Source organism: Microbacterium sp. PI-1 (assembly GCF_004337555.1).
Classification (GTDB): domain Bacteria; phylum Actinomycetota; class Actinomycetes; order Actinomycetales; family Microbacteriaceae; genus Microbacterium; species Microbacterium aurugineum.
In genome coordinates this window covers 55966-75480 of sequence record NZ_SJYZ01000008.1, presented here as the reverse complement: position 1 = coordinate 75480, position 19515 = coordinate 55966, and the positions used below count along the sequence as shown (strand labels likewise).

The 19515-nt window shown below is 68.4% G+C and carries 19 protein-coding genes and 1 tRNA gene; 13 read left to right on the top strand and 7 right to left on the bottom strand.

The window, feature by feature from the left end; genetic code table 11:
* Positions 1-17: 17 nt before the first annotated feature.
* Both E0W80_RS08955 and E0W80_RS08950 read right to left on the bottom strand, forming a co-directional pair.
* Positions 18-461 (bottom strand): DUF6325 family protein, encoded by a 444-nt coding sequence (locus E0W80_RS08955; protein ID WP_131492170.1) that lies wholly within the window; start codon positions 459-461, stop codon positions 18-20.
* A gap of 4 nt (positions 462-465) precedes the next feature.
* Entirely contained in the window at positions 466-852 is a 387-nt protein-coding gene (locus E0W80_RS08950; RefSeq protein ID WP_047520406.1) for an SHOCT domain-containing protein, read from the bottom strand.
* A gap of 160 nt (positions 853-1012) precedes the next feature.
* Here E0W80_RS08950 and E0W80_RS08945 point away from each other — a divergent pair, with 160 nt between their 5' ends.
* The 4 genes from E0W80_RS08945 to E0W80_RS08930 all read left to right on the top strand — a co-directional run bounded on the left by E0W80_RS08945 (position 1013) and on the right by E0W80_RS08930 (position 4451).
* On the top strand, positions 1013-2140 hold the full coding sequence (locus E0W80_RS08945) for an AI-2E family transporter (RefSeq protein ID WP_131492169.1): 1128 nt from the start codon (positions 1013-1015) through the stop codon (positions 2138-2140).
* Between the two features lie 98 nt (positions 2141-2238).
* Positions 2239-2670 carry a DUF6325 family protein gene (locus E0W80_RS08940; RefSeq protein ID WP_131492168.1) on the top strand — a complete coding sequence of 144 codons (432 nt, stop codon included), beginning with the start codon at positions 2239-2241 and terminating at the stop codon, positions 2668-2670.
* A gap of 4 nt (positions 2671-2674) precedes the next feature.
* Complete coding sequence (locus tag E0W80_RS08935; RefSeq protein WP_131492167.1) at positions 2675-3028, top strand: SHOCT domain-containing protein; 354 nt, start codon at positions 2675-2677, stop codon at positions 3026-3028.
* Positions 3029-3086: 58 nt separating this feature from the next.
* Positions 3087-4451: a hypothetical protein gene (locus tag E0W80_RS08930; RefSeq protein WP_240740492.1), complete on the top strand. Its 1365-nt coding sequence runs from the start codon at positions 3087-3089 to the stop codon at positions 4449-4451.
* A 30-nt stretch (positions 4452-4481) separates the two neighbouring features.
* On the opposite strand, the gene E0W80_RS08925 is transcribed toward E0W80_RS08930, so the two are convergent.
* From E0W80_RS08925 to E0W80_RS08915, 3 genes are all read right to left on the bottom strand, one after another.
* On the bottom strand, positions 4482-5435 hold the full coding sequence (locus E0W80_RS08925; protein ID WP_131492166.1) for an HAD family hydrolase: 954 nt from the start codon (positions 5433-5435) through the stop codon (positions 4482-4484).
* A gap of 139 nt (positions 5436-5574) precedes the next feature.
* Entirely contained in the window at positions 5575-6966 is a 1392-nt protein-coding gene (locus tag E0W80_RS08920) for a DUF1254 domain-containing protein (RefSeq protein ID WP_131492165.1), read from the bottom strand.
* Between the two features lie 105 nt (positions 6967-7071).
* Positions 7072-8973 carry a heavy metal translocating P-type ATPase gene (locus E0W80_RS08915; protein ID WP_131492164.1) on the bottom strand — a complete coding sequence of 634 codons (1902 nt, stop codon included), beginning with the start codon at positions 8971-8973 and terminating at the stop codon, positions 7072-7074.
* Positions 8974-9127: 154 nt separating this feature from the next.
* Here E0W80_RS08915 and E0W80_RS08910 point away from each other — a divergent pair, with 154 nt between their 5' ends.
* The 7 genes from E0W80_RS08910 (at position 9128) to E0W80_RS08880 (ending at position 15871) form a co-directional block, all read left to right on the top strand.
* A complete protein-coding gene (locus E0W80_RS08910; RefSeq protein WP_131492163.1) occupies positions 9128-9952 on the top strand; it encodes a MurR/RpiR family transcriptional regulator in 825 nt (274 codons plus the stop codon).
* 122 nt (positions 9953-10074) lie between these two features.
* The gene (locus E0W80_RS08905; RefSeq protein ID WP_131492162.1) at positions 10075-10746 is read left to right on the top strand and encodes a tyrosine-protein phosphatase; all 672 of its coding nucleotides are present in this window, start codon (positions 10075-10077) and stop codon (positions 10744-10746) included.
* Entirely contained in the window at positions 10743-11531 is a 789-nt protein-coding gene (locus E0W80_RS08900) for a metallophosphoesterase (RefSeq protein WP_131492161.1), read from the top strand. The genes E0W80_RS08905 and E0W80_RS08900 overlap by 4 nt, the downstream gene beginning before the upstream one ends.
* A 16-nt stretch (positions 11532-11547) precedes the next feature.
* Positions 11548-12582 (top strand): ABC transporter substrate-binding protein, encoded by a 1035-nt coding sequence (locus E0W80_RS08895; protein ID WP_131492160.1) that lies wholly within the window; start codon positions 11548-11550, stop codon positions 12580-12582.
* The gene (locus tag E0W80_RS08890; protein ID WP_205802326.1) at positions 12583-14253 is read left to right on the top strand and encodes an iron ABC transporter permease; all 1671 of its coding nucleotides are present in this window, start codon (positions 12583-12585) and stop codon (positions 14251-14253) included.
* 14 nt (positions 14254-14267) lie between these two features.
* Positions 14268-15335 (top strand): ABC transporter ATP-binding protein, encoded by a 1068-nt coding sequence (locus E0W80_RS08885; protein ID WP_131492159.1) that lies wholly within the window; start codon positions 14268-14270, stop codon positions 15333-15335.
* The gene (locus E0W80_RS08880; RefSeq protein ID WP_131492158.1) at positions 15332-15871 is read left to right on the top strand and encodes a histidine phosphatase family protein; all 540 of its coding nucleotides are present in this window, start codon (positions 15332-15334) and stop codon (positions 15869-15871) included. The genes E0W80_RS08885 and E0W80_RS08880 overlap by 4 nt, the downstream gene beginning before the upstream one ends.
* Before the next feature lie 117 nt (positions 15872-15988).
* Here the strand turns inward: E0W80_RS08880 and E0W80_RS08875 are convergent.
* Both E0W80_RS08875 and E0W80_RS08870 read right to left on the bottom strand, forming a co-directional pair.
* Positions 15989-16061, bottom strand: a tRNA-Arg gene (locus E0W80_RS08875).
* Between the two features lie 16 nt (positions 16062-16077).
* Positions 16078-16893, bottom strand: coding sequence for an SGNH/GDSL hydrolase family protein (locus tag E0W80_RS08870; RefSeq protein ID WP_240740490.1), 816 nt, complete (start codon positions 16891-16893; stop codon positions 16078-16080).
* 92 nt (positions 16894-16985) lie between these two features.
* Between E0W80_RS08870 and argS the strand changes: the two genes are divergently transcribed.
* Together argS and E0W80_RS08860 are read left to right on the top strand one after the other, a co-directional pair.
* Entirely contained in the window at positions 16986-18650 is a 1665-nt protein-coding gene (gene argS / locus E0W80_RS08865; protein ID WP_131492157.1) for an arginine--tRNA ligase, read from the top strand.
* Between the two features lie 10 nt (positions 18651-18660).
* Positions 18661-19506, top strand: a complete 846-nt coding sequence (locus E0W80_RS08860) for a DUF2993 domain-containing protein (protein WP_131492156.1) — start codon at positions 18661-18663, stop codon at positions 19504-19506.
* Positions 19507-19515: the final 9 nt, after the last annotated feature.

Here is a 19515-nt window from a genome sequence, read left to right as displayed (position 1 = left end):
CCGGCGACGCGGGACGCTCAGTGGTGCTGCAGGGCCGTGGCGAGAACCGTGTTCGCGATCGCGGCCGGAATCGGTTGCATCGCCAGGATGCTGTCCCCTCGTCGATCGACGTCGCGGGAGAAGCGCTCGCTCCACGTCGGCTCGATGAGCATCAGCGCCGCGACGGTGCCGACGGGAAGGCGCGAGGCGAAGTGCCGCGCATCGTCGTCGCCGATCAGGCCGGGGGTGTCGAGTCCGAGGCCGGCGAGCGCGAACTCGTCGGTGTCGATCTCGATCAGCCGCCAATCGTCTCCATGCAGTCGATGGAGGATGAGGAAGTCCAGAAGGCGGATGGCTCCGCTCTCCACCTGTCGAAGCAGAGCCTCCAGGATGTTCGGGCTGAGGCGGCCGTCCTCGAGGCGCACGACGACGAACTCGACGTCACCGAGCGCCTCCAGGGTCACACCGACCGCCTCAGGCACGATTTCAGCTCAGCGCGCGTGCCTTGATGGCAGCGAACTCGTCGGGGGTGATGGTGCCGGCGGCGAGGAGCTTCGACGCTTTGTCGATCTCATCGCTGGGACTGGAACCGGCGACGCTGCGGATGTAGGAGTCGGCAGCCTGCTGCTGCTCCTTGTACGCCGAAGCGCTGCGTTCGCCCATGCCCCTGCCGCGCGCGATCAGGTAGACGAGGGCGGTCAGGAAGGGGACGAAGATGAGGAAGATGATCCAGACGGCCTTCCACCAGCCGTTCAGGGCGTGGTCCCGGAACAGGTCCGCCACGATGTTGAAGAGCACCATCAGGTAGGAGATGAACACGAAGACCCAGAAGAACCACCAGATGATGTCCCAGAAGCTTGTCCAAATCGACACTTCGGACCCCTTTCGTTGAGTTACTGCGTACCGCGATAGTGACAGCGCGACCGGGAGGGCGGGGAGCTCGCTCACCCCTAGCGGGCGACCCTCGCACGGTCACCAGGAACGGGTGAGGCGGTGGGCGCTCCGTCGGAACCTCGCGCGTAACGTGCACCGTGTGGACGAGACGGAGCCGGTGACGCAGACGGAGCGGGAGAGCGGTCGACCCCTGTCCCGCCTCCAGCTCATGCTTCCGGCGAAGCCGTTGCTGTCGGGGTTCACCGTCGCCGTGGGGGTCCTGCTCGCGATCGCCCTGGCAGCGACGATCGCCGGCATCTCCACCGTTCTCATCTCGATCTTCTTGGGGATGTTCCTCGCGCTTGGACTGGATCCGGCCGTTCGCGCTCTCGAACGCCGGAGGATGAGCCGCGCGGCCGGTGTCGCGGTGGTCGCCGCCGTGTTCCTGGCCGTCGTCGCCGTGATCCTCCTCGTCCTCGTTCCGATGACGATCCGACAGGTCTCCGCCGCGATCGAGGCGGCACCCGAAACCATCGCGGCGATGCAGCAGAGCGAGTGGTACCTGGCACTGGAGGCGAACCTCGGTGTCGACCTCTCGGCCGTCGTCGCCGAGGGCATCCACTCGCTCACCACGCTGTCCTCCTTCCTCGCGATCTCCGGAGGGGTGCTCAAAGCGGGTTTCGGCGTGATCGGAGCGGTGTCGAGCTTCATCATGGTGGTCGTCCTCACGCTGTACTTCGTGTCCTCGTTGCAGAGCATCAAGGGCGCGGTCATCTCCCTGGTCCCGCTGTACCGGCGGGCTCGATTCGCCGACGTGCTGGAGGAGATCACGCAGTCGGTCGGGGGAGTGGTCGCCGGCGGCGTGACGCTCTCGATCATCAACGCGCTGGTCGTGCTCGTGATCCAGTTCGCGGTCGGCTCGTCCATCCCCGCGGTGATGGCGATCGTCGCGTTCTTCGTCACGCTGGTCCCGATGATCGGGTCTCTGGTCTTCCTGGTCATCGGCAGCGTCGCGACGCTGTTCGTCAGCCCGCTGGCCGCGCTGATCTTCGCGATCGCGTACCTCGTCTACATCCAGGTGGAGGCGTACGTCGTCACCCCCCGTGTCATGGGCAAGGCGGCCGCGGTGCCCGGGGTGCTCGTGATCATCGGCGCGATGATCGGCGCCACCCTCCTCGGACTGCTCGGCGCGCTCGTGGCGATCCCGCTGACCGCGTCGATCCTGATCATCGTCCGCAAGGTGTGGATCCCGCGCCAGAACAGTCAGACCGAGCCGCCGGACGGCTGAGCGCTCACCCGGTTGGGGTGAGAATGCGGACCTCCGCCTCGACAGCGATGCGAGCATGAGCGCACGGTCCGGTTCGTCACCGTGAGAAAGGACAATCCATGAATGACTTCCGATTCGGCCCCGCCGAGTTCTACCTCGTCGGGTTCGAGGGAGAGCGTCCCGACCCGGCGACGTTCCGAGCACTGACCGACCTCATCGACAGCGGCGTCGTCCGGTTGCTCGACTTCGTCGTGTTGTCGAAGTCGGCGAGCGGTGAGGTCGAGATCGTCGAGCTCGACGACGATGACGGCGATCTCGGGCTGGACGACTTCCAGCCGATCGCCGCAGGCCTTGCCGGTGAGGAAGACGTGGAGGCGCTCGCTGCAGCCCTCGATCCGGGACAGTCCGCCGCCGTCGTCGTCCTGGAACTCACGTTCGCCCGCGCTCTCGCGCAGAGCCTCGCGGCCGCAGGCGGGCAGGTGCTCCGGAGCGAGCGCGTCCCCGCTCCCGTCGTGAACGCCATGATGGACATCCTCGACCAGGAAGGTTAGTGACATGCCAATGAGAAGATTCGGCCGCCCCGGACTGATCGGGCTGGCAGCAAGGACAGCCGTCGTGGCAGGAACGGCGTCGGCCGTGGGCGGTGCCATGTCTCGGAACCAGCAGCAGCGGGCTCAGGGACAGTACGAGCAGCAGCAGTACGAGGCCGCCCAGCAGCAGGCGCAGATCGATGCGGCCGCGCAGAACGCCGCCGCACAGTACGCCGCTGCACCTGCAGCAGCGGCACCCCCGGCGGCAGCGGCGCCCGACGACATGGTCGCGAAGCTGCAGCAGCTGGCGGCGCTCAAGGACTCGGGCGTCCTCTCGCAGGAGGAGTTCGTCGCGGCGAAGCAGAAGCTGCTGAGCTGACGATCGGGGCGTGCGCCGGACCCGGCGCACGAGGGGGCGACACGGAGGAGGACGCCGCATGAGCGAACTGGAGGATCTGCGTGCCCGCGTTCTCCTGCTCGAGCAGGAGAACGAGGCGCTCAAGAAATCGCCGGCGGAGAAGGAGCGCAGGCGCCCGGTGGCGAGGAGCATCGTCGCGGGGATCGTGCTCGCCGTCGCCGTGTTGATGGCACCGATCGCGGCGATGGGCACGTGGGCGCGCCTCCAGCTCGTCGATGCCGACAGGTTCGTGGCGACGTTCGCGCCTCTGGCCGAGGATCCCGACGTTCAGGATTTCGTCGCCGACCAGGTCAGTGCCGCCATCCACGAGCAGGTCGACCTCGACGCGGTCGTGGGCGAGGTCTTCGACGGCTTGCGGGAGCTGGATCTTCCCCCTCGCGCGTCCTCCGCCCTCAGCCTCCTGGAGGCGCCGGCGGCCAGCGGGCTCACCTCCCTCGTCGACAACGTGATCCATGACGTGGTCGCCTCCGACCAGTTCGCCGACATCTGGGCGCAGTCGCTGCGTTTCAGCCATGAGCGTGCTGTAGCGATCATGCAGAACAGTCCGGACACCGCGCTTCAGCTCGCAGACGACGGCGTGCTGTCGATCGATCTCGGTCTCGTGGTCGAGCGCGTCAAGGCGGTGCTGACGGAACGCGGCGTCGGATTCGCGGACCTGATCCCGCAGATCGATCGCTCGATCCCCATCGCGCAGGCCGATGCTCTGGTGCTGGTGCGGACGGTCTACCAGATCGCGGTCGCCGCGGGCTTCTGGCTGCCGTGGGTCGTGCTCGGCCTGGTGGTCGGGGGGATCCTGATCGCTCGGAACCGCCCGCGCGCGTTGTTCTGGACCAGCGCGGCGCTCGCCGTGGCGTTCCTGCTCCTGTCCGCAGGGATGGGGATCGGCCGAGTGTTCTTCATCGGGGCGGTCAGTCCGTCGATCATGACGGCTGCCGCGGCCGAGTCCCTCTTCGATCAGGTGACGTCCTTGCTCAGTTCGACGATCGCTGCGCTGGCCTTGGTCGGCGTCCTGGTAGCCGTGTGGGCCTGGATCGCCGGGTCGAGCCGCAGTGCCGTCGCGCTTCGGGGCGCATCGGCGAGCGGGTTCGCTGCGGTACGGAACACCTGGGAACGGCGAGGCGTGTCCACGGGACGCTTCGGCCTTGCGATCGACCGATTCCACGGGCCGATCGTCATCGCCGGCATGGCCCTCGCGCTGCTCATCCTCATCATGACGCGACCGGTCTCGTTCGGTTCGGTGGTCGGAGTATCGGTCGGTCTCGTGGTCTTCCTCATCCTGGTCGAGCTCGTGCGCCGTCCCTCCACCGCGACGGACGTTCTCGGGGAAGAGGGCATCGACGAGGAAGCGGCCGCACCGGAAGCGACCGTCTCGACGACCCCCTGAACAACCCCACCGAGCGTTCGGCCCGCAGGCTCAGGATGCCTGCGGGTCGCGCGTCGACGAGGGGAACACGGTCTCCCAGTCGTCCTTCACGCTGACCACGGTGTAGCCCTTGTCCGCAGCGTCTGCGAGCACCTTCTCGGCACCGGCGTCGTAGGGCGTGTCGCCGCGTTCCGGGTCGTCGTGGTGGACCAGGAGCGCGAATCCGGGCCGTGGTCCGCGGCGCGCGAAGTCCATCATCGCGGCGTCGCCGTTGGAGTTGCCGCCGACGAACAGGGGTCGTCGACCGATACGGGTCCAGATCCGGATGGGCTTCTCCGGGCCGTCGTCGAAGAAGGCCAGGGACGGCGAGTAACGAACGGTCGCGTCCGTGTCGTCCCAGGCGAGGCCGAACGCCGACCCGACGACGCGTTCCGGCGGGATGCCGTAGTTCGCCTGGGTCATCGGGCGCATGAAATCGCGCTCACCCCCCGACACGATGTAGCACGTGAAGCCGTGCAGCTCGAGGTAGCGGAGCAGTTCGACCATCGGCTGATAGACCGTCTCGGCGTAGGGACGCTTGAGCGTCGGATGCTGCGCGACCTCGTAGAACTCGGCGACCGAGCGGGCATAGTCCTCGACGCTCATCCCATCGGTGAGGCCGACGAGAGCCTGGATGATGACCTTCAGGTCGGAGTCGTCTCCGCCGTAGTGCTTGTCGATCGCCGTGCCCAGCCAACCGAAGTCGCCGCTCACCGCAGCCAGGTACGGCTGCTTCTCGGCCAGCGCGGGATCGCACTCCGCGGCGGCGCGCCACTGTTCCACCACGTAGTGCAGTTGTGTGATCATCGGCTTCTCGGACCACAGGGTGCCGTCGTTGTCGAACACGGCGACCCGTTCCTCGACCGGCACCGCCCCCGGGCCGTCGGTGACGGAGGCGACGAACTCCTCGATCTCGCGCCGTGTGCGGGTGTCGCGCCACGACGGCAGGGCGGCGTTCTCGGTCATCTCGGATCCTCACGTCTCGATCGATCGGCGGTTCGACGGCTCCATGCTGGCATCCCACGAAAGCGTGGAGAGGCCGCCGGTCACCCCTCTCGGGTGAGACTCGGCGGTGCAGCGGGCGCGGGCGGCTGCTCGTCCCGTGTCAGCGCGGTGTGATGTCGCCGAGCTTCCAGCTCCGGTCGAAGTACGGCTCGGTGGGGCCGTAGAAGCGGAAGTACGAGAACCAATGCCGCCCGGGAACGGTCTGCACCCAGTTCGTCGGTCCCTCCGCGGGCTCCTCCGGACCGAAGTACAGGTCGACCGACCCGTCGTCGTTGAGCGTGAGGTCGGTGTCCCGGGAACCACGGTCACCACGCTGCTGAGGGTTGTCGATCAGACAGCGCGTCGTGACGTCGTACACGGTGGCCGACCAGAAGAGCTTGGCAGGAACATCCGCGGGGACATGCAGTGTGTAGTCGCGGCCTCCATCGAGCCACTCGCCCGCGCCGTCGACGTAGGAACCGAGGTACGCCTGACCGACCCCCGGCGTGGTGCTCTTCATCGCCTGAGAGAAGGACACGGCCTCGTAGAACCAGGACGCCCGCTCGAACAGCTCGTCGTATCCGTCGCCGCGCTGCGCGGGGTTGTCGAGCACGATGGCCAGTTCCCACGCCCGGTCCGGCCAGTACCTGACGTCGTCGAAGCGCTTCGCGAAGGTGTTCGCTTGCGCCATGAGCTCCCCGGTCGCCGCGCCCTGCTCGAGGATGCGCGTGAGCCGTTCGTCGGGCGCGAACGGCTTTCCCTTCTCGATTCCCAACTGCTTGAGCATGGCGAGGTAGAAACGGTCCCGCTCGTCGACGACCTCGCTCTGGTAGATCGCGTGGAGGCGCTTCCAGTACTCGAGGCCGCGGGGCTGGTCGCCGGTCCAGGCGCGGCCGTCGGGGGATACGATCCGCGTCGGCGCGGGGTTCGCACGGTCGGCGTACGGATAGATGCGCACCGCGTTCACGAGTGCATCGGCTCGCGCCGGATCGGGATCGAGGGTGCGGAACCCGAACATGATGTTCACGCCGGAGGAGTGGAGGACGCGGTATCCCGCATCGAGGTCGTCCGGCTCGGCGACAGCGGGTGCGAGGATGACGTACTTCCCGCCCTCGCCCCGGTCCGGGCCCATCTCGCCCATTGCTCCGACCTCGCGCTGCCAGAAATCGGAGACGCCCCCGGCCGTCGGGCCGGCGGGAAGTTCGATGACGAGGGTCCCTGTCTCTGCGAGGTCGAAGAAGTTGAGGATATAGGGGGTCGTCGCGTTGGCGGTGATCAGCCCGAGACGGTCCCGGTAGCTCAGGTAGCGCACGAGATCGCTGCTCGTCGCGCCGAAGACGTCGTAGTGCTGCGTCTTCCACTGCGCATACGAGACCAGGGGTAGAGCCCAGAGGTAGGTCTGGCATGCCAGCTGGTAGTCCAGCTCGTCGAAGACCAGCGGAAGGGACGAGCGCGCGGGGATGTCGATGTCGATCTCGACGTCGGCGAGGCGTCCGGGGATCGGTGATGTCATGCGATGGTCCTCTCGGCCGTGAGCTGCGTCATCGGCGACGGCGGCTCCCACGATGACGCCAGACTATCCACGTTGTCCCCGCACGCGAGCGTTTTCGTCAGAAGTTCACCCGGAGGACTCGCGTGCGCCCTCGCGTAGCGGCCGCACCGTCGTGGGCGGAAGGGATGAGGTCGGACCGCTGAGCGCGCGGAGCGCGTACAGGATGGTCGCGAGGTCGACGAGTTCCTGGACGAGAGCCCCGGCCACCGCCGGAATCACGCCCGTCATCGCGACGACCATGAGCCCGACGCTCAGCCCGATACCGATCCAGATCGCCGTGAGCGCGACGCGCAGGGTGTGGCGGCCGATGGAGAGCGCGTCCACGACCTTCGCCAGGGAATCGACGAGGATCACGACATCGGCGGCGTCGCCGGCGGCCGTCGCTCCTTTCGCTCCCATGGCGATGCCGATGTCGGCGGCGGCGAGCACGGGCGCGTCGTTGACCCCGTCGCCGACCATCATCACCGGCCGCGGGTGGAGTTCGGCGGCCAGACGCACCTTCTCCGGAGGAAGCAGCTCCGCGTGGACCTCGGATATCCCCACCTGATGGGCGACGGATTCCGCCGTCGGACCCACGTCCCCGGTGAGCATCACGATCCGTTCGACGCTGTTCCCGCGCAGCCAGGAGACGACCGATCCCGCCTCCGGTCGCGGATGGTCGGCGAGCACGAGGACGCCGGCGAAGCGACCGTCGACGCACACATACGCGGCGGCCTGGCTCACGTCGAGCGTCGCGCGCACCGTATCGGGCGCGTGGGAGGAGACGTAGGCCGGTTTGCCGACCACCACCACCCGCCCGCCGATGCGGGCGACCACACCGTTCGTCGCCTCCTCGCGCGCTTCCTCGGCGGAATGGAGGGGGAGACCGCGCTGCTCGGCCGCCCGTCGGATGCCCTCGGCGAGGACATGCGTCGAGTACTGCTCCGCCGAGGCGGCGAGCTGCAGGAGTTCGTCCGCATCGAAGCCGTTCGTCGGGCGCACGTCGACGAGCTCCGGTCTGCCCTGCGTGAGCGTGCCCGTCTTGTCGAAAGCGGCCGACCGCACGCGCGCGATCTGTTCGAGGACGGCGCCGCCCTTCATGATGACTCCGGCCTTCGCTGCGCGCGACAGTCCGCCGAGGAAGGCGACGGGAGCCGCGATCAGGAGGGGGCACGGCGTGGCGAGCACGAGCACCTCGGCGAACCGTGCCGATTCGCCGGAGATCGCCCACGCGGCGCCCGCGAGCACGAGCGACACCGCCGTGAACGGGATCGCGAAGCGGTCGGCCAGTCGCACGACCGGAGCATGGGACGCCTCCGCTTCGTGCACGAGTGCCACGATCTGCTGGTATTGGCTGTCCGCACTCGTGCGAACGGCTTGAATGCGCACAGCGCGGGTTCCGTTGATCGCCCCGGAGAGCACCTCTCCGCCAGCCTCGCGGGTCACAGGCATGCTCTCGCCGGTCAGCGAGGACTCATCGAAGGTTCCCGTCGCGGTCAGGAGGGTGCCGTCGACCGGGACGATCTCGGACGGTCGCACCAGGAGGACGTCGTCGACGGAGACCTGATCCACGGGAACATCCCGGACATCATCCGATTCCGTGGTCTCCGGATGCACGAGCACGTGGGCGATGCGCGGGGAGCGATCCAGCAGCGCGGACAGGTCGCGTTTCGCGCGGCGTCCGGCGAAGTCCTCGAGAGCCTCTCCTCCCGAGAGCATCAGCACGATGATGAGGGAGGCGATGTACTCGCCGACCGCGAGCGTGGCGACCATCGCGACCACCGCCAGGATGTCGAGCCCGACGTGACCGCGGAGCACGTCGCGCACCATCCCGACCAGGGTCCAGGCGACGAACACCGCCACGTAGCCCGTCGCGATCCATCGGCCGAGGTCGGCCGTTCCGCTCGCGTGGAGGACCAGCACGCCGACGAACACGAGGACGGTGATCGTGATGGCCGGATAGCGCCACAGCAGGGGGAGAAACCTCATGCCTCAGCTTCCCGCGAATCGCTGCGCGGTGCCAGCAGCACACGGGGGTGCGTTCGTGATCGAGGTGGAAGGTCCCGACCTCGTTTGCTTCCTGTTCGAAATCAGGCGCTACATTCCATGCAGGCGCAGTCCGACGCGCGCCGGTGAGGAAGCCATGGTCATCTCGCGCCCTGATCTGAGCGTGCTCGCTCGGGTACGCGCTTCGTCGTCCCTGCTCGGCCCCAGTGAGTCACGGGTGGCAGCGCTGATAATCGAGCGTCCGACCGAGGTCGTCGTGTGGTCGACGGCGGAACTCGCGGAGGCGGCGGGAACGTCGACGGCGACGGTGATCCGCGCCTGCCAGAGCCTGGGTTTCCGCGGGTTCCAGCATCTCCGGCTCGAACTCGCCCGCTCGACCCCCTTGCGGCCCCGCGAAGAGGAAGCCGGCTCCGACACCTTCGACGATGCGGTCGAGGCCGTACGTCTGGCTCAGGAGTGCGTGAACCCGGCGCTCCTCCGCGAGGCCGCGATGGCGTTGCGTCATGCGCGCCGCGTGGTGCTCGTCAGCAACGGGTTCTCCGGACCACCGCTGCAGGACTTCGCGATGCGGCTCAGCATCCTGGGGCGCCCGGTGGAGGCGCCCGTCGATCCGCTCGCGCAGCAGTTCGCCGTCAACACCCTGGGTGAAGACGATCTGTGCTTCGGGCTGAGCTATTCCGGTGCGAACGTGCAGACGCTCCGTGCGTGCGCGGCCGCTGCGGACCGCGGAGCACGCGTCGCGGTCGTCACCAGCTTCGCTCGCTCGCCGATCGGACGCACTGCCGACATCGTCATCGCGACAGGGCCGGCAGCCGTGACGCACGATGTCGACCCGTTTCTCGCCCGAATCGGGCACACCGTGGTGCTTCACGCGCTGCACTCGGCTCTCGCGTCCGATGTGACTCCGTCGGATGCAGCGGGTATGCGTCACGTCGTCGCGGAAGCGATCACCGAGGAGTAGCGAACCCGACCGTTCACCTCCTGGTCAGCAGTGCGTCATCGCCGGGCCAGCAGACGGTGGGGCGCCCCGACTGTAATGGCGTTTCGTGTGGTTCGAAATACATGTAACGGCGGGGTGGGCTCATGCGGGCGATTGAGGTGGACGGTCTGTTCAACGTCCGGGCGAACGCGACGGGTTCGCCCTGGCTACTCCGCTCCGGTGCGCCGGAGTCGCTGAGCGATGCGGGAGAGTTAGCTCTGAGCGCGCTGCGGGTGAGCGTCATCGTCGACCTGCGCGAGCCTGCGGAGACCGGAGCCGTCTCCCACCGCATCCGTGTCGCGTCGGTCCCCGTCTACGGGGCTGAGCCGCCAGCCACCGGCTCCCTCGAAGCGATCTACGAGGGGTTGCTCCGAACCAGGGGGCGTGCGCTGACCGCGGCGGTCGGAGCGATCGCGGATGCCGAGGGAGCGGCCCTCGTGCACTGCACGGCAGGGAAAGACCGTACCGGGCTCGTCGTCGCGCTGGCACGACTCGCTGCGGGGGTCAGCGAAGAGGATGTGATCGCGGACTACGTGCGATCCGGTCCGGAGGTTCGTCCGGTGCGGGAGGAGCATGCCGAGCGCATCGCGGTTTCCGTCGACGCCCGGGAGCGAGCCGAGGTTCTGCGACTGCACCTGGAGAGCCCGCCGGAGGCCATCGCCCACGCGTTGGCCGTCATCCGAGAACAGGGTGGGGCCGAGGCGTATCTCCGCGAACACGGTCTCGCCCCGGACCGCCTCGCAGCGCTGCGTCGCAAGGAAGGGGCCTCCGCATGAGTCGCGAGACCGGGCGGCTCACGGTGCTGCACCTCAGCGATGTCCACGCCACGAGCAGCGGTCTTCTCTACGACACCGTCGACGGATTCGCTCGGTTGCGCGCCGTCGGTGCCTATCTGCGAGACGCCCGCATCACGCCGGAGGCAATCGTCGTCACCGGTGACCTGGTGCAGCGGGGGAACGCCGCCGCCTACCCGGCGCTGCGCGACGCATTCGACGAGCTCTCGGAGACTGCGGGCGTACCGGTGCTCACGGCACTCGGCAATCACGACGAGCCCGATGCCGCGCGTGTGCTGCGCGGCCATGAGCGGACCCACCACCGGGTGTACCTCATCGACGAGCTCCGCTTCGTCATCCTGGATTCGTCTCGCGGTGAGCTCGGTATCGACCAGCGTGCGTGGCTCCGAGACGTGTTGCGCACGCCGCACGGCAGCGGCACGGTCGTGGCGCTTCATCACGCGCCACTGGGTTCTCCGTTGCCGACGCTGGCGAAGGCGGGCCTGCGGGACGGGGACGACTTCCTCGACGACATGACCGGCTCCGACGTGCGGGCGGTTCTCGCCGGGCACTTCCATCACCCGCTGTCCGCGACCCTGCGCGGCATCCCCGTCTTCGTCGGTCCCTCGCTGGCCTATCACCAGGTGATGGATGCCGGTCCGAACCGCGTGAGCGGACACGACCTCGCGATGTTCTCTCTCGTGCACCTCCTGCCGCGCGGGGTCGCCGTCACCAACGTCGGGCTCGATTCGCCCGCGCCGATCTTCTCCTCCGTCATCTCCACCTGAACCCTGATTGGACACCATGTCATTCCTTCGCAAGACCGCTCCCGTCGCCCTGTTCGGCGTCGCCGCCTTCGCCCTCGCCGGCTGCGCCCCGACGCCGGCATCCACCGCGACATCCGAGGAGTCCGCCGCGGCCCTGGAGCCGACCACCATCACGCTCTACACCTCCGAACCCCAGGAGAAGGCCGACGAGCTCGTCGCCGCCTTCAATGAGATCCACCCCGAGATCACCGTCGAGGTCTTCCGCGCCGGCACCGGCGACCTGACCACTCGTGTCGCAACAGAGCAGGCGTCGGGCGGCATCCAGGCCGATGTGTTCCTCGCCGCCGATGCCGGCACGTTCGAGGGGTACGCGGCGGACGACCTCCTGCTGAAGTACACACCGGCTGACGTGGATGCACTGAATCCCGATGTCGTCGATCCCGAGAGCTTCTACACCGGCACGAGGATCATCCCCACCGTCATCGCCTACAACACCGGCATCGTCACCGAGGCCCCCGAGTCGTGGAAGGACCTCACCGACGCCGAGTACGCCGACAAGATCGTGATGCCGAATCCCGATGTGTCCGGAGCCGCGGCCTACAACGCCGCCGTGTGGCTGGACGACGACCAGCTGGGGGAGAAGTGGATGACGGCTCTGGCCGAGAACCGCCCGGTCATCGCCGACAGCAACGGTCCGGTGTCTCAGGCCGTCGCCACCGGCGCGCAGCCCGTCGGCATCGTCGTCGACTACCTGGTCCGCGAGCTCGCCGCACAGGGGTCGCCGATCGCCGTGTCCTACCCGAGCGAGGGTGTGCCGTACGTGTCCCAGCCCGTCGGGATCTTCGCGGACACCGACGCGGAGGCAGCGTCGAAGGCGTTCGTCGACTTCCTGGTGAGTGCCGCCGGCCAGGAGCTCGCAGTCGAGCAGTCGTACCTGCCGGTGCGCTCCGACGTCGGCACGCCGGACGGTGCACCGTCGATGGACGACATCGAGATCCTCTCCCCGGACCTCGAGACGATCCGCAGCACGCAGGACGCCGCGGTCGAGACCTTCCGCTCGCTGTTCCTCTAGATGGCCGACATCTCCACTCCTGTCGCGGGTCCGGCATCGCGCCGGACCCGCGCTGACGGGTCCCGAAGGTTCGACGGGGTCAGTCTCCTCACGGTCGCCCTGTGGGCGGCCTGCGGAGCGTTCATCCTGCTCCCCATCGGCGCGATCCTGGTGCTGGCAGGCGGAGGACAGCAGGCACAGGTCCTTCTTCAGGGCGACGTCCTGGAAGCCGGTGCGAACAGCCTGCTCTCCGCCGGGGTCTCTGCGGTGCTGGCGGTCGTCGTCGGCACCGCCTTCGCGGTGCTCCTGGAACGCACCGATCTGCCGGGGCGCTCAGCCCTTCGTCTCCTCGCGCTGAGCCCGTTGCTCATGCCTCCGTTCGTCGGCGCCATCGCCTGGCTCGGTGTTGCCGGCCCCACCAGCCCGCTGAACCTGTGGTGGCGCGACATGTTCGGCGGGCCGCTCTGGTCGATCTACGGTGCGGACGGCGTCATCGTGCTGCTCACGATCCACAGCTACCCGATCGCCATGCTCATCGTCTCTGCGGCATTGCGCCGCATCCCCACCGATCTCGAACAGGCCGCGCGGGTCGGAGGCGCCGGGCCGGTGGGCGCTCTCACCTCCGTCACGATCCCGCTGCTGAGGCCGGCACTCCTGTCGTCGTTCGTGCTGATCGCGGTCGGGAACCTCGCCGACTTCGGCATCCCGTCGATCATCGGGTTGCCCGAGCGCTTCACGACCCTTGCGACCCTCGTCTACCGCTACCTGCAGTCGGGCACGGTCGATGACCCGCTGGCCGTGGTCGCGACGATAGGCATCGTCCTGCTGGTGCTGGCGGTCCTCGCGCTGGTCGCCGATGCCATGATCGGACGACGCGGATGGGAACTGGATTCCTCGAGCGCCGTCATCGAACGCGTCTCGCTCGGTCGCGCTCGGGCCGGGCTCGGAGTGGCGATGTGGCTCGTGGTGCTGACCATCACGGTCCTGCCCCTCATCGCCCTGCTGACGCAGACGTTGCTGCGCGCGCCCGGCGTGCCCCTCACCTGGGACAACCTCACACTGGACCACCTCATCCGTGCACTCACCACGAGGAACGCGCTGGAGGGGGCGACGAACTCGGTGATGCTCGCTGTCCTGGCGGCGGTGATCTGCGGCGTCGTGGGTCTGGCCATCGGATTGCTCGTGTCGCGGGTTCCGAGTCGTGCCACCCGGGCGCTCGGGGCCGTCGCGATGGTGCCGCAGGCAGTGCCCGGCATCGTCATCGCCGTGGCCTGGCTCGTGCTCGCACCTGCGCTGGGGCTGTTCAACACACCGTGGCTGATCCTCGCGGCATACGTCACCTCGTTCACAGCGCTCGTGGTGCAGGCTGTCGCGGCTCCGCTCGCATCGACACCGACCAGTGCGGAAGAGGCGGCGCGGATCGGCGGTGCGACACGGGTGCGCGCCCTGATCGACATCTCCTGCCGCATGGCGGCGCCCGCCGCTCTCTCCGGCGCCGTGATCGTTGCCGTGACCGCTGTGCGTGAGCTCACACTCTCGGTGCTTCTCCTCTCTCCCGGGTCGCAGACCCTCGGGGTCGCGATCTTCAGCTTTCAACAGGCGGGCGCGTTCAGCACCGCCGCCGCATGGTCGCTCATCGTGGCCGTGCTCGGACTCGCCGTCATCGGGCTTGCGATCCCGAAGACGAAGTAACAGAAAGGACGCCCATGGCCTCCGTCACGCTCGATCACGTCTCTCTGCGATACCGCTCCGGTGCCGTCGGACTCGCCGACATCGACCTGCAGATCGCAGACGGGGAGTTCCTCGCCCTCGTCGGCCCGTCCGGATCCGGGAAGACGACGCTGCTGCGCAGTATCGCAGGGTTCTTGACGCCCACGGCCGGTCGGGTCCTGATCGACGACCGCGTCATCGCCGGCCCGGGCGTCGCCGTGCCACCGGAGCAGCGGCGGCTCGGGATGGTGTTCCAGCAGCACGCCGTCTGGCCGCACTGGGACGTCGGTCGCAACGTCGAGTATCCGTTGCGGCGCGCCAAGGTCCCGCGCGCCGAACGACGGACCCGCGTCGGCGAGGCATTGGACCTCGTGGGACTCGCGGGCTACGAGCGCCGTGACCCTGCAACTCTGTCCGGTGGCCAGAGACAGCGTGTCGCCCTGGCCCGTGCTCTGGTCGCTCGCCCCCGCGTGCTTCTCCTGGACGAAGCGCTCTCCGCCCTCGACGAACCGCTCCGTGATCGGCTTCGTCTCGAGCTGCGCACCCTCACGCGGGAGATGGGGTTGACCGTCGTCCATGTGACCCACGACCGTTCGGAGGCTCTCGCGCTCGCCGACCGCGTCGCCGTGCTCGACGGGGGACGCATCCAACAGGTCGACACCCCGACGAACCTGCTCGCTCGCCCGGACAGCCCGTTCGTCGCGAAGTTCCTCTCCGACGCCACGCTCGTGGAGGGACATGTCGTCGACGGCGTCTTCTCTGCCGCCGATCATCCGCTGAGCGTCCCCTGCCCCGGACGGGCGAGCGTTGCGCGGGCTACCGCTGCGGTCCTTCCCGGCTCCATCACCCTCACACCGGGCGGCGATGCCGTCATCCGCTCCTCGCTCTTCGCCCCCGACGGCAGCGACGTCGTCGTGGACTGGCAGGGCACACATCTCCGTGCGCGGACGAGCGGAAGCCGTCATCTGGTCGGGGATGCCGTCTCCGTCCACATCGAAGAGGCGGTGGTCTATCCACAGGCCGGGGGACACGCTGCCGCGCGCGAGGCGGTGATGTCGGCATGACGCTCGCGCTGGTCAGGCACGGACGGACCGCGTGGAATCACGAACGCAGAATGCAGGGGCAGTCCGACATCGCCCTCGATCGGGTCGGTGAGGCCCAGGCCGATGCTGCGGGTCGTCTGCTGGCGAGGGCAGTCTGGTCGCAGATCGTCACGTCTCCGCTGCGACGTGCGGCGCAGTCGGCCGAGATCATCCGTGGTCACATCCCCCGTGCGGACTACCGCGTGCATGAGGACCTCGTCGAGCGGCACTACGGTGAGGCCGACGGTCTGCCGATCGCCGAGGTCTGGGAGCGGTGGCCGGACCAGGAGTATCCGGGTGCCGAATCCGTCGCGGCCACTGCCGACCGCGCTGCCGGTGCCCTGAGAGAGCTCCTTCGGGAGGGAGTGAACACCGTGGTCGTGGCGCACGGCACGCTCTTGCGGCTCGGCATCGAGACGGTGACGGAGCAGCCGTGCTCGCGGCTGTCGAACGGCGATGTCATCCTGCTCGACGGAGACCAAGCTGCCGGGTACACCGCGCGGCGCGTGACGGAATGACCACGCCGGAGACGCTGCCATCGTCGGCTCCTGGTCGCGCCCGAACCTCGCGAATCTCATATCGGGGTGGCTGGAACACGGAAGGCCGCTCCGAAGAGCGGCCTTCTGATGGTGTTGTGCCCCCGACAGGAGTCGAACCTGCGACCTACGGTACCGGAAACCGGCGCTCTATCCACTGAGCTACGGAGGCGTACCGATCGACAATATCACTCGTCGGGGGTCGTCTCCGACCCGCCCGCCTCGGTGACCGGCGCGGCGCGCATCTCGTCGAGGGCGGCGGCGACCTTTTCGGCCAGGTAGCGGTGTCCTTCGGTCGAAGGGTGCTTGCGTCCCAGATCGACGTCGATCACATCGAGATAGTTCTGTGCGGTGATCCAGCCCTGGGCGATGGGGGAGATGTACCACCAGCCCCGTGCCGCGGCGAGCTCACCCAGATCCGTGTCGATGCGAGCGGTCGTCGTGCCCACGGGGAGCTCGTGCGGTGCCGGGCCGAGCACGACGATCGCCGCCTCCGGATACTTCGCAGCCATCGCGTCCCAGGCTGCGGCGACGGCCTCGCGGTAGCCTGCGACGCCCTGCTTCCGGTCGTTGATGGATCCCTGCATGATCACGAGGTCGGGGGAGAGGGCGGGGTCGAGTGCGGCGATGCGCTCGCCGAAGGTCGGGCCGTCGAGACCCGGCTTGAGATATCCGCTCCCTCGGACGCCGTTGACGATCGTCTGGCCGTCGATCAGGCTCGCGAGGACGTAGGCGTAGCCGAGCGCCGGTACCGTCGCCGCAGAGCCGTAGGTCCAGGAGTCGCCGAAGACCAGAACGGTCGGGTGCTCGGGCAGGGTGAGCGGAGCAGGGGCGAGCGCCTCGGACGCGGCGTCTGCACCCTCGATCGCGGCGCCCATCGGTGCCGCCGCGGGAAGGGGGATCCACGGTCGCCATACTCCGAGAACACCCGCAGTCACGGCGAGGAGGAGGGCGATGGCCACTCCTGCGCGGTGCAGTCGACGGCGCGGGACGGTGGCCTTCATGGGACGAGAGTAGATCACCGTGAGCGGATTGCGAATTCCGCACGTCCCGTGCCGTCGGATGCCGACGTGGCGCCCCGTAAACTGAGAAGGCTATGAACCCCGAATCGCTCGCCGCCGCCGTCCTTGCCGTCCTCGCACCCCTCGCCGAGGAACGACGTCCCGGTGAGCCTCTGGAACTCACCGCCGCCGACATCGTGCTGGAGCGTCCGCGCAACCGCGACCACGGCGACTGGGCGACGAACATCGCCATGCGCCTCGCCAAGCCCTTCGGCACGAACCCGCGGGAGCTCGCCCAGCAGATCGCCGACGGTCTCGGTGGGGTCGAGGGGATCGCGAGCGCCGAGGTCGCCGGTCCGGGCTTCATCAACATCCGGCTCGATGCGGCCGCCGCCGGCGCCCTGGCGAAGGTCATCGTCGACGCGGGCTCCGCCTACGGCACGAACACGTCGCAGGAAGGCGTCAGCGTCAACGTGGAGTTCGTCTCTGCGAACCCGACGGGGCCGTTGCACATCGCACACACGCGGTGGGCCGCTCTCGGCGACTCGATCGTCCGCCTCCTCCTCGCGAGCGGCGCGAACGCCGTCCGGGAGTACTACATCAACGATGCCGGCGCGCAGATGGAGCGCTTCGCCCTTTCGGTTCTCGCTGCGGCGAAGGGCGAGCCCACCCCCGAGGGCGGCTATCCGGGGGAGTACATCACGACGCTCGCCGGTCGTGTTCTCGAATCGCGCCCGGATCTGCTCCAGCTGCCCGACGACGAGCAGTCGGAGGTGGCGCTCGAGCTCGCCTATGAATTCCAGCTCGCCGAGATCCGGTCCTCCCTCGGCCGCTTCAACGTGCCCTTCGACGTGTGGTTCTCCGAGCGCACGCTGCACGCGAAGGACGCGTCGGGGTCGAGCCTGATCGATCAGGCCGTCGACCGTCTGCGCGAGCAGGGCCACGTCTTCGACGAGGACGGTGCGGTCTGGGTGCGCACCACCGACTTCGGCGACGACAAGGACCGTGTCATCCGCCGTTCGAACGGCGAGTACACCTACTTCGCCGCCGATGCCGCGTACTACCTGAACAAGGGAGACCGCGGGTTCCAGAACAAGATCTACCTGCTCGGCGCCGACCACCACGGCTACGTGCACAGGCTCAAGGCCATCGCGGGTGCGGCGGGTGAGGATCCGGAGAAGAACGTCGAGGTGCTGATCGGACAGATGGTGTCGATCAACGGTGCCCGCCTCAGCAAGCGCGCCGGCAACATCATCGAGATGGACGACCTGCTCGACTGGCTCGGCACCGACGCGCTCCGTTACTCCTTGGAGCGCTCGCCTGCGGACTCCCCGCTCGATCTCGATCCCGAGCTGCTGCAGAAGCGCACCAACGACAACCCGGTGTTCTACGTGCAGTATGCCCACGCCCGGACGCACAACGTCGCCCGAAACGCCGCCGACTCCGGCGTCGACCGCTCCGAGTTCGCCCCGGAGACCCTCACGCACGAATCCGAGGCCGCCCTTCTCGGGGCTCTGCAGGAGTTCCCGCGCATCGTCGCGTTCGCCGCCCAGGTGCGTGAGCCCCACCGTGTCGCGCGGTACCTCGAGGAGCTCGCGGGGCTGTACCACCGCTGGTACGACAACTGCCGCGTCATCCCTCAGGGCGATGACCCGATCGAGACGGTCCACCGCACCCGCCTGTGGCTGAACGATGCCGCCGGTCAGGTGTTCCGCAACGGCCTCGACCTCCTCGGGGTCAGCGCCCCCGAGCGCATGTGATGGTCGCGTCATGAGCGACGACAACCACACCCTCCCGTATCCGGAGGCCGGTGCTGAGCATCCGACGCTCGTGATCCCCGGTTCTTCGCCTGAGCAGTCACCCGAGGGCGCGACCCGGAGACGTCGCTGGCCCTGGGTGCTGCTGGTCGTGGTGATCGTTCTGGCAGCGCTCGTCGTCGCCGCCGAGTTCGTGGCGCGCGCCGTGCTGCCGGGCATCGTGCGGTCGATCGTCGTGGAGCAGCTCGATCTGCCCGCCGATCAGCAGCTCGATGTCGAGACGCAGGGCCTGGTGCTTCCGCAACTCATCGGCGGAAACCTGGAGTCCCTGCGTCTGTCGACCGATTCGGTCACCCTCGAAGGCATCACGGGTGCGGCGGAGGTCATGGCGACCGACGTCCCGCTGCGCGGCGGTGAGCTCGGCGGCGCCTCCGGGACGATCCGCGTCGATCAGGGGCAGTTCACCTCCCTGCTCGCCGGCACAGACCTTCCCATCGAATCCGTCGAGCTCGAGGCTCCGAACGCCACCGTGAGCGGATCGATCACCGTGTTCGGCGCGTCCGTGCCGCTCTCCTTGACCGTCACCCCCGGAGTCGTCGACGGCGACCTCGAACTCACACCCGTGGCCGCCAGCATCGGCGGGCTCGACATCGACCTCGATCAGGTCGGTTCGACGCTCGGCTCGCTCGGTCAGGAGGTCACGAAACCGCAGCGGGTGTGCATCGCCGATCAACTCCCCGCCGGACTCACCCTCACCGGGCTCGAGATCGTCGATGGCGCGGCGGTGATCGACGTCGACGTCGACGGAGCGATCGTCACGGACACGTCGTTGCAGGACAAGGGCGTCTGCCCGAGCTGAGGGAGCGTC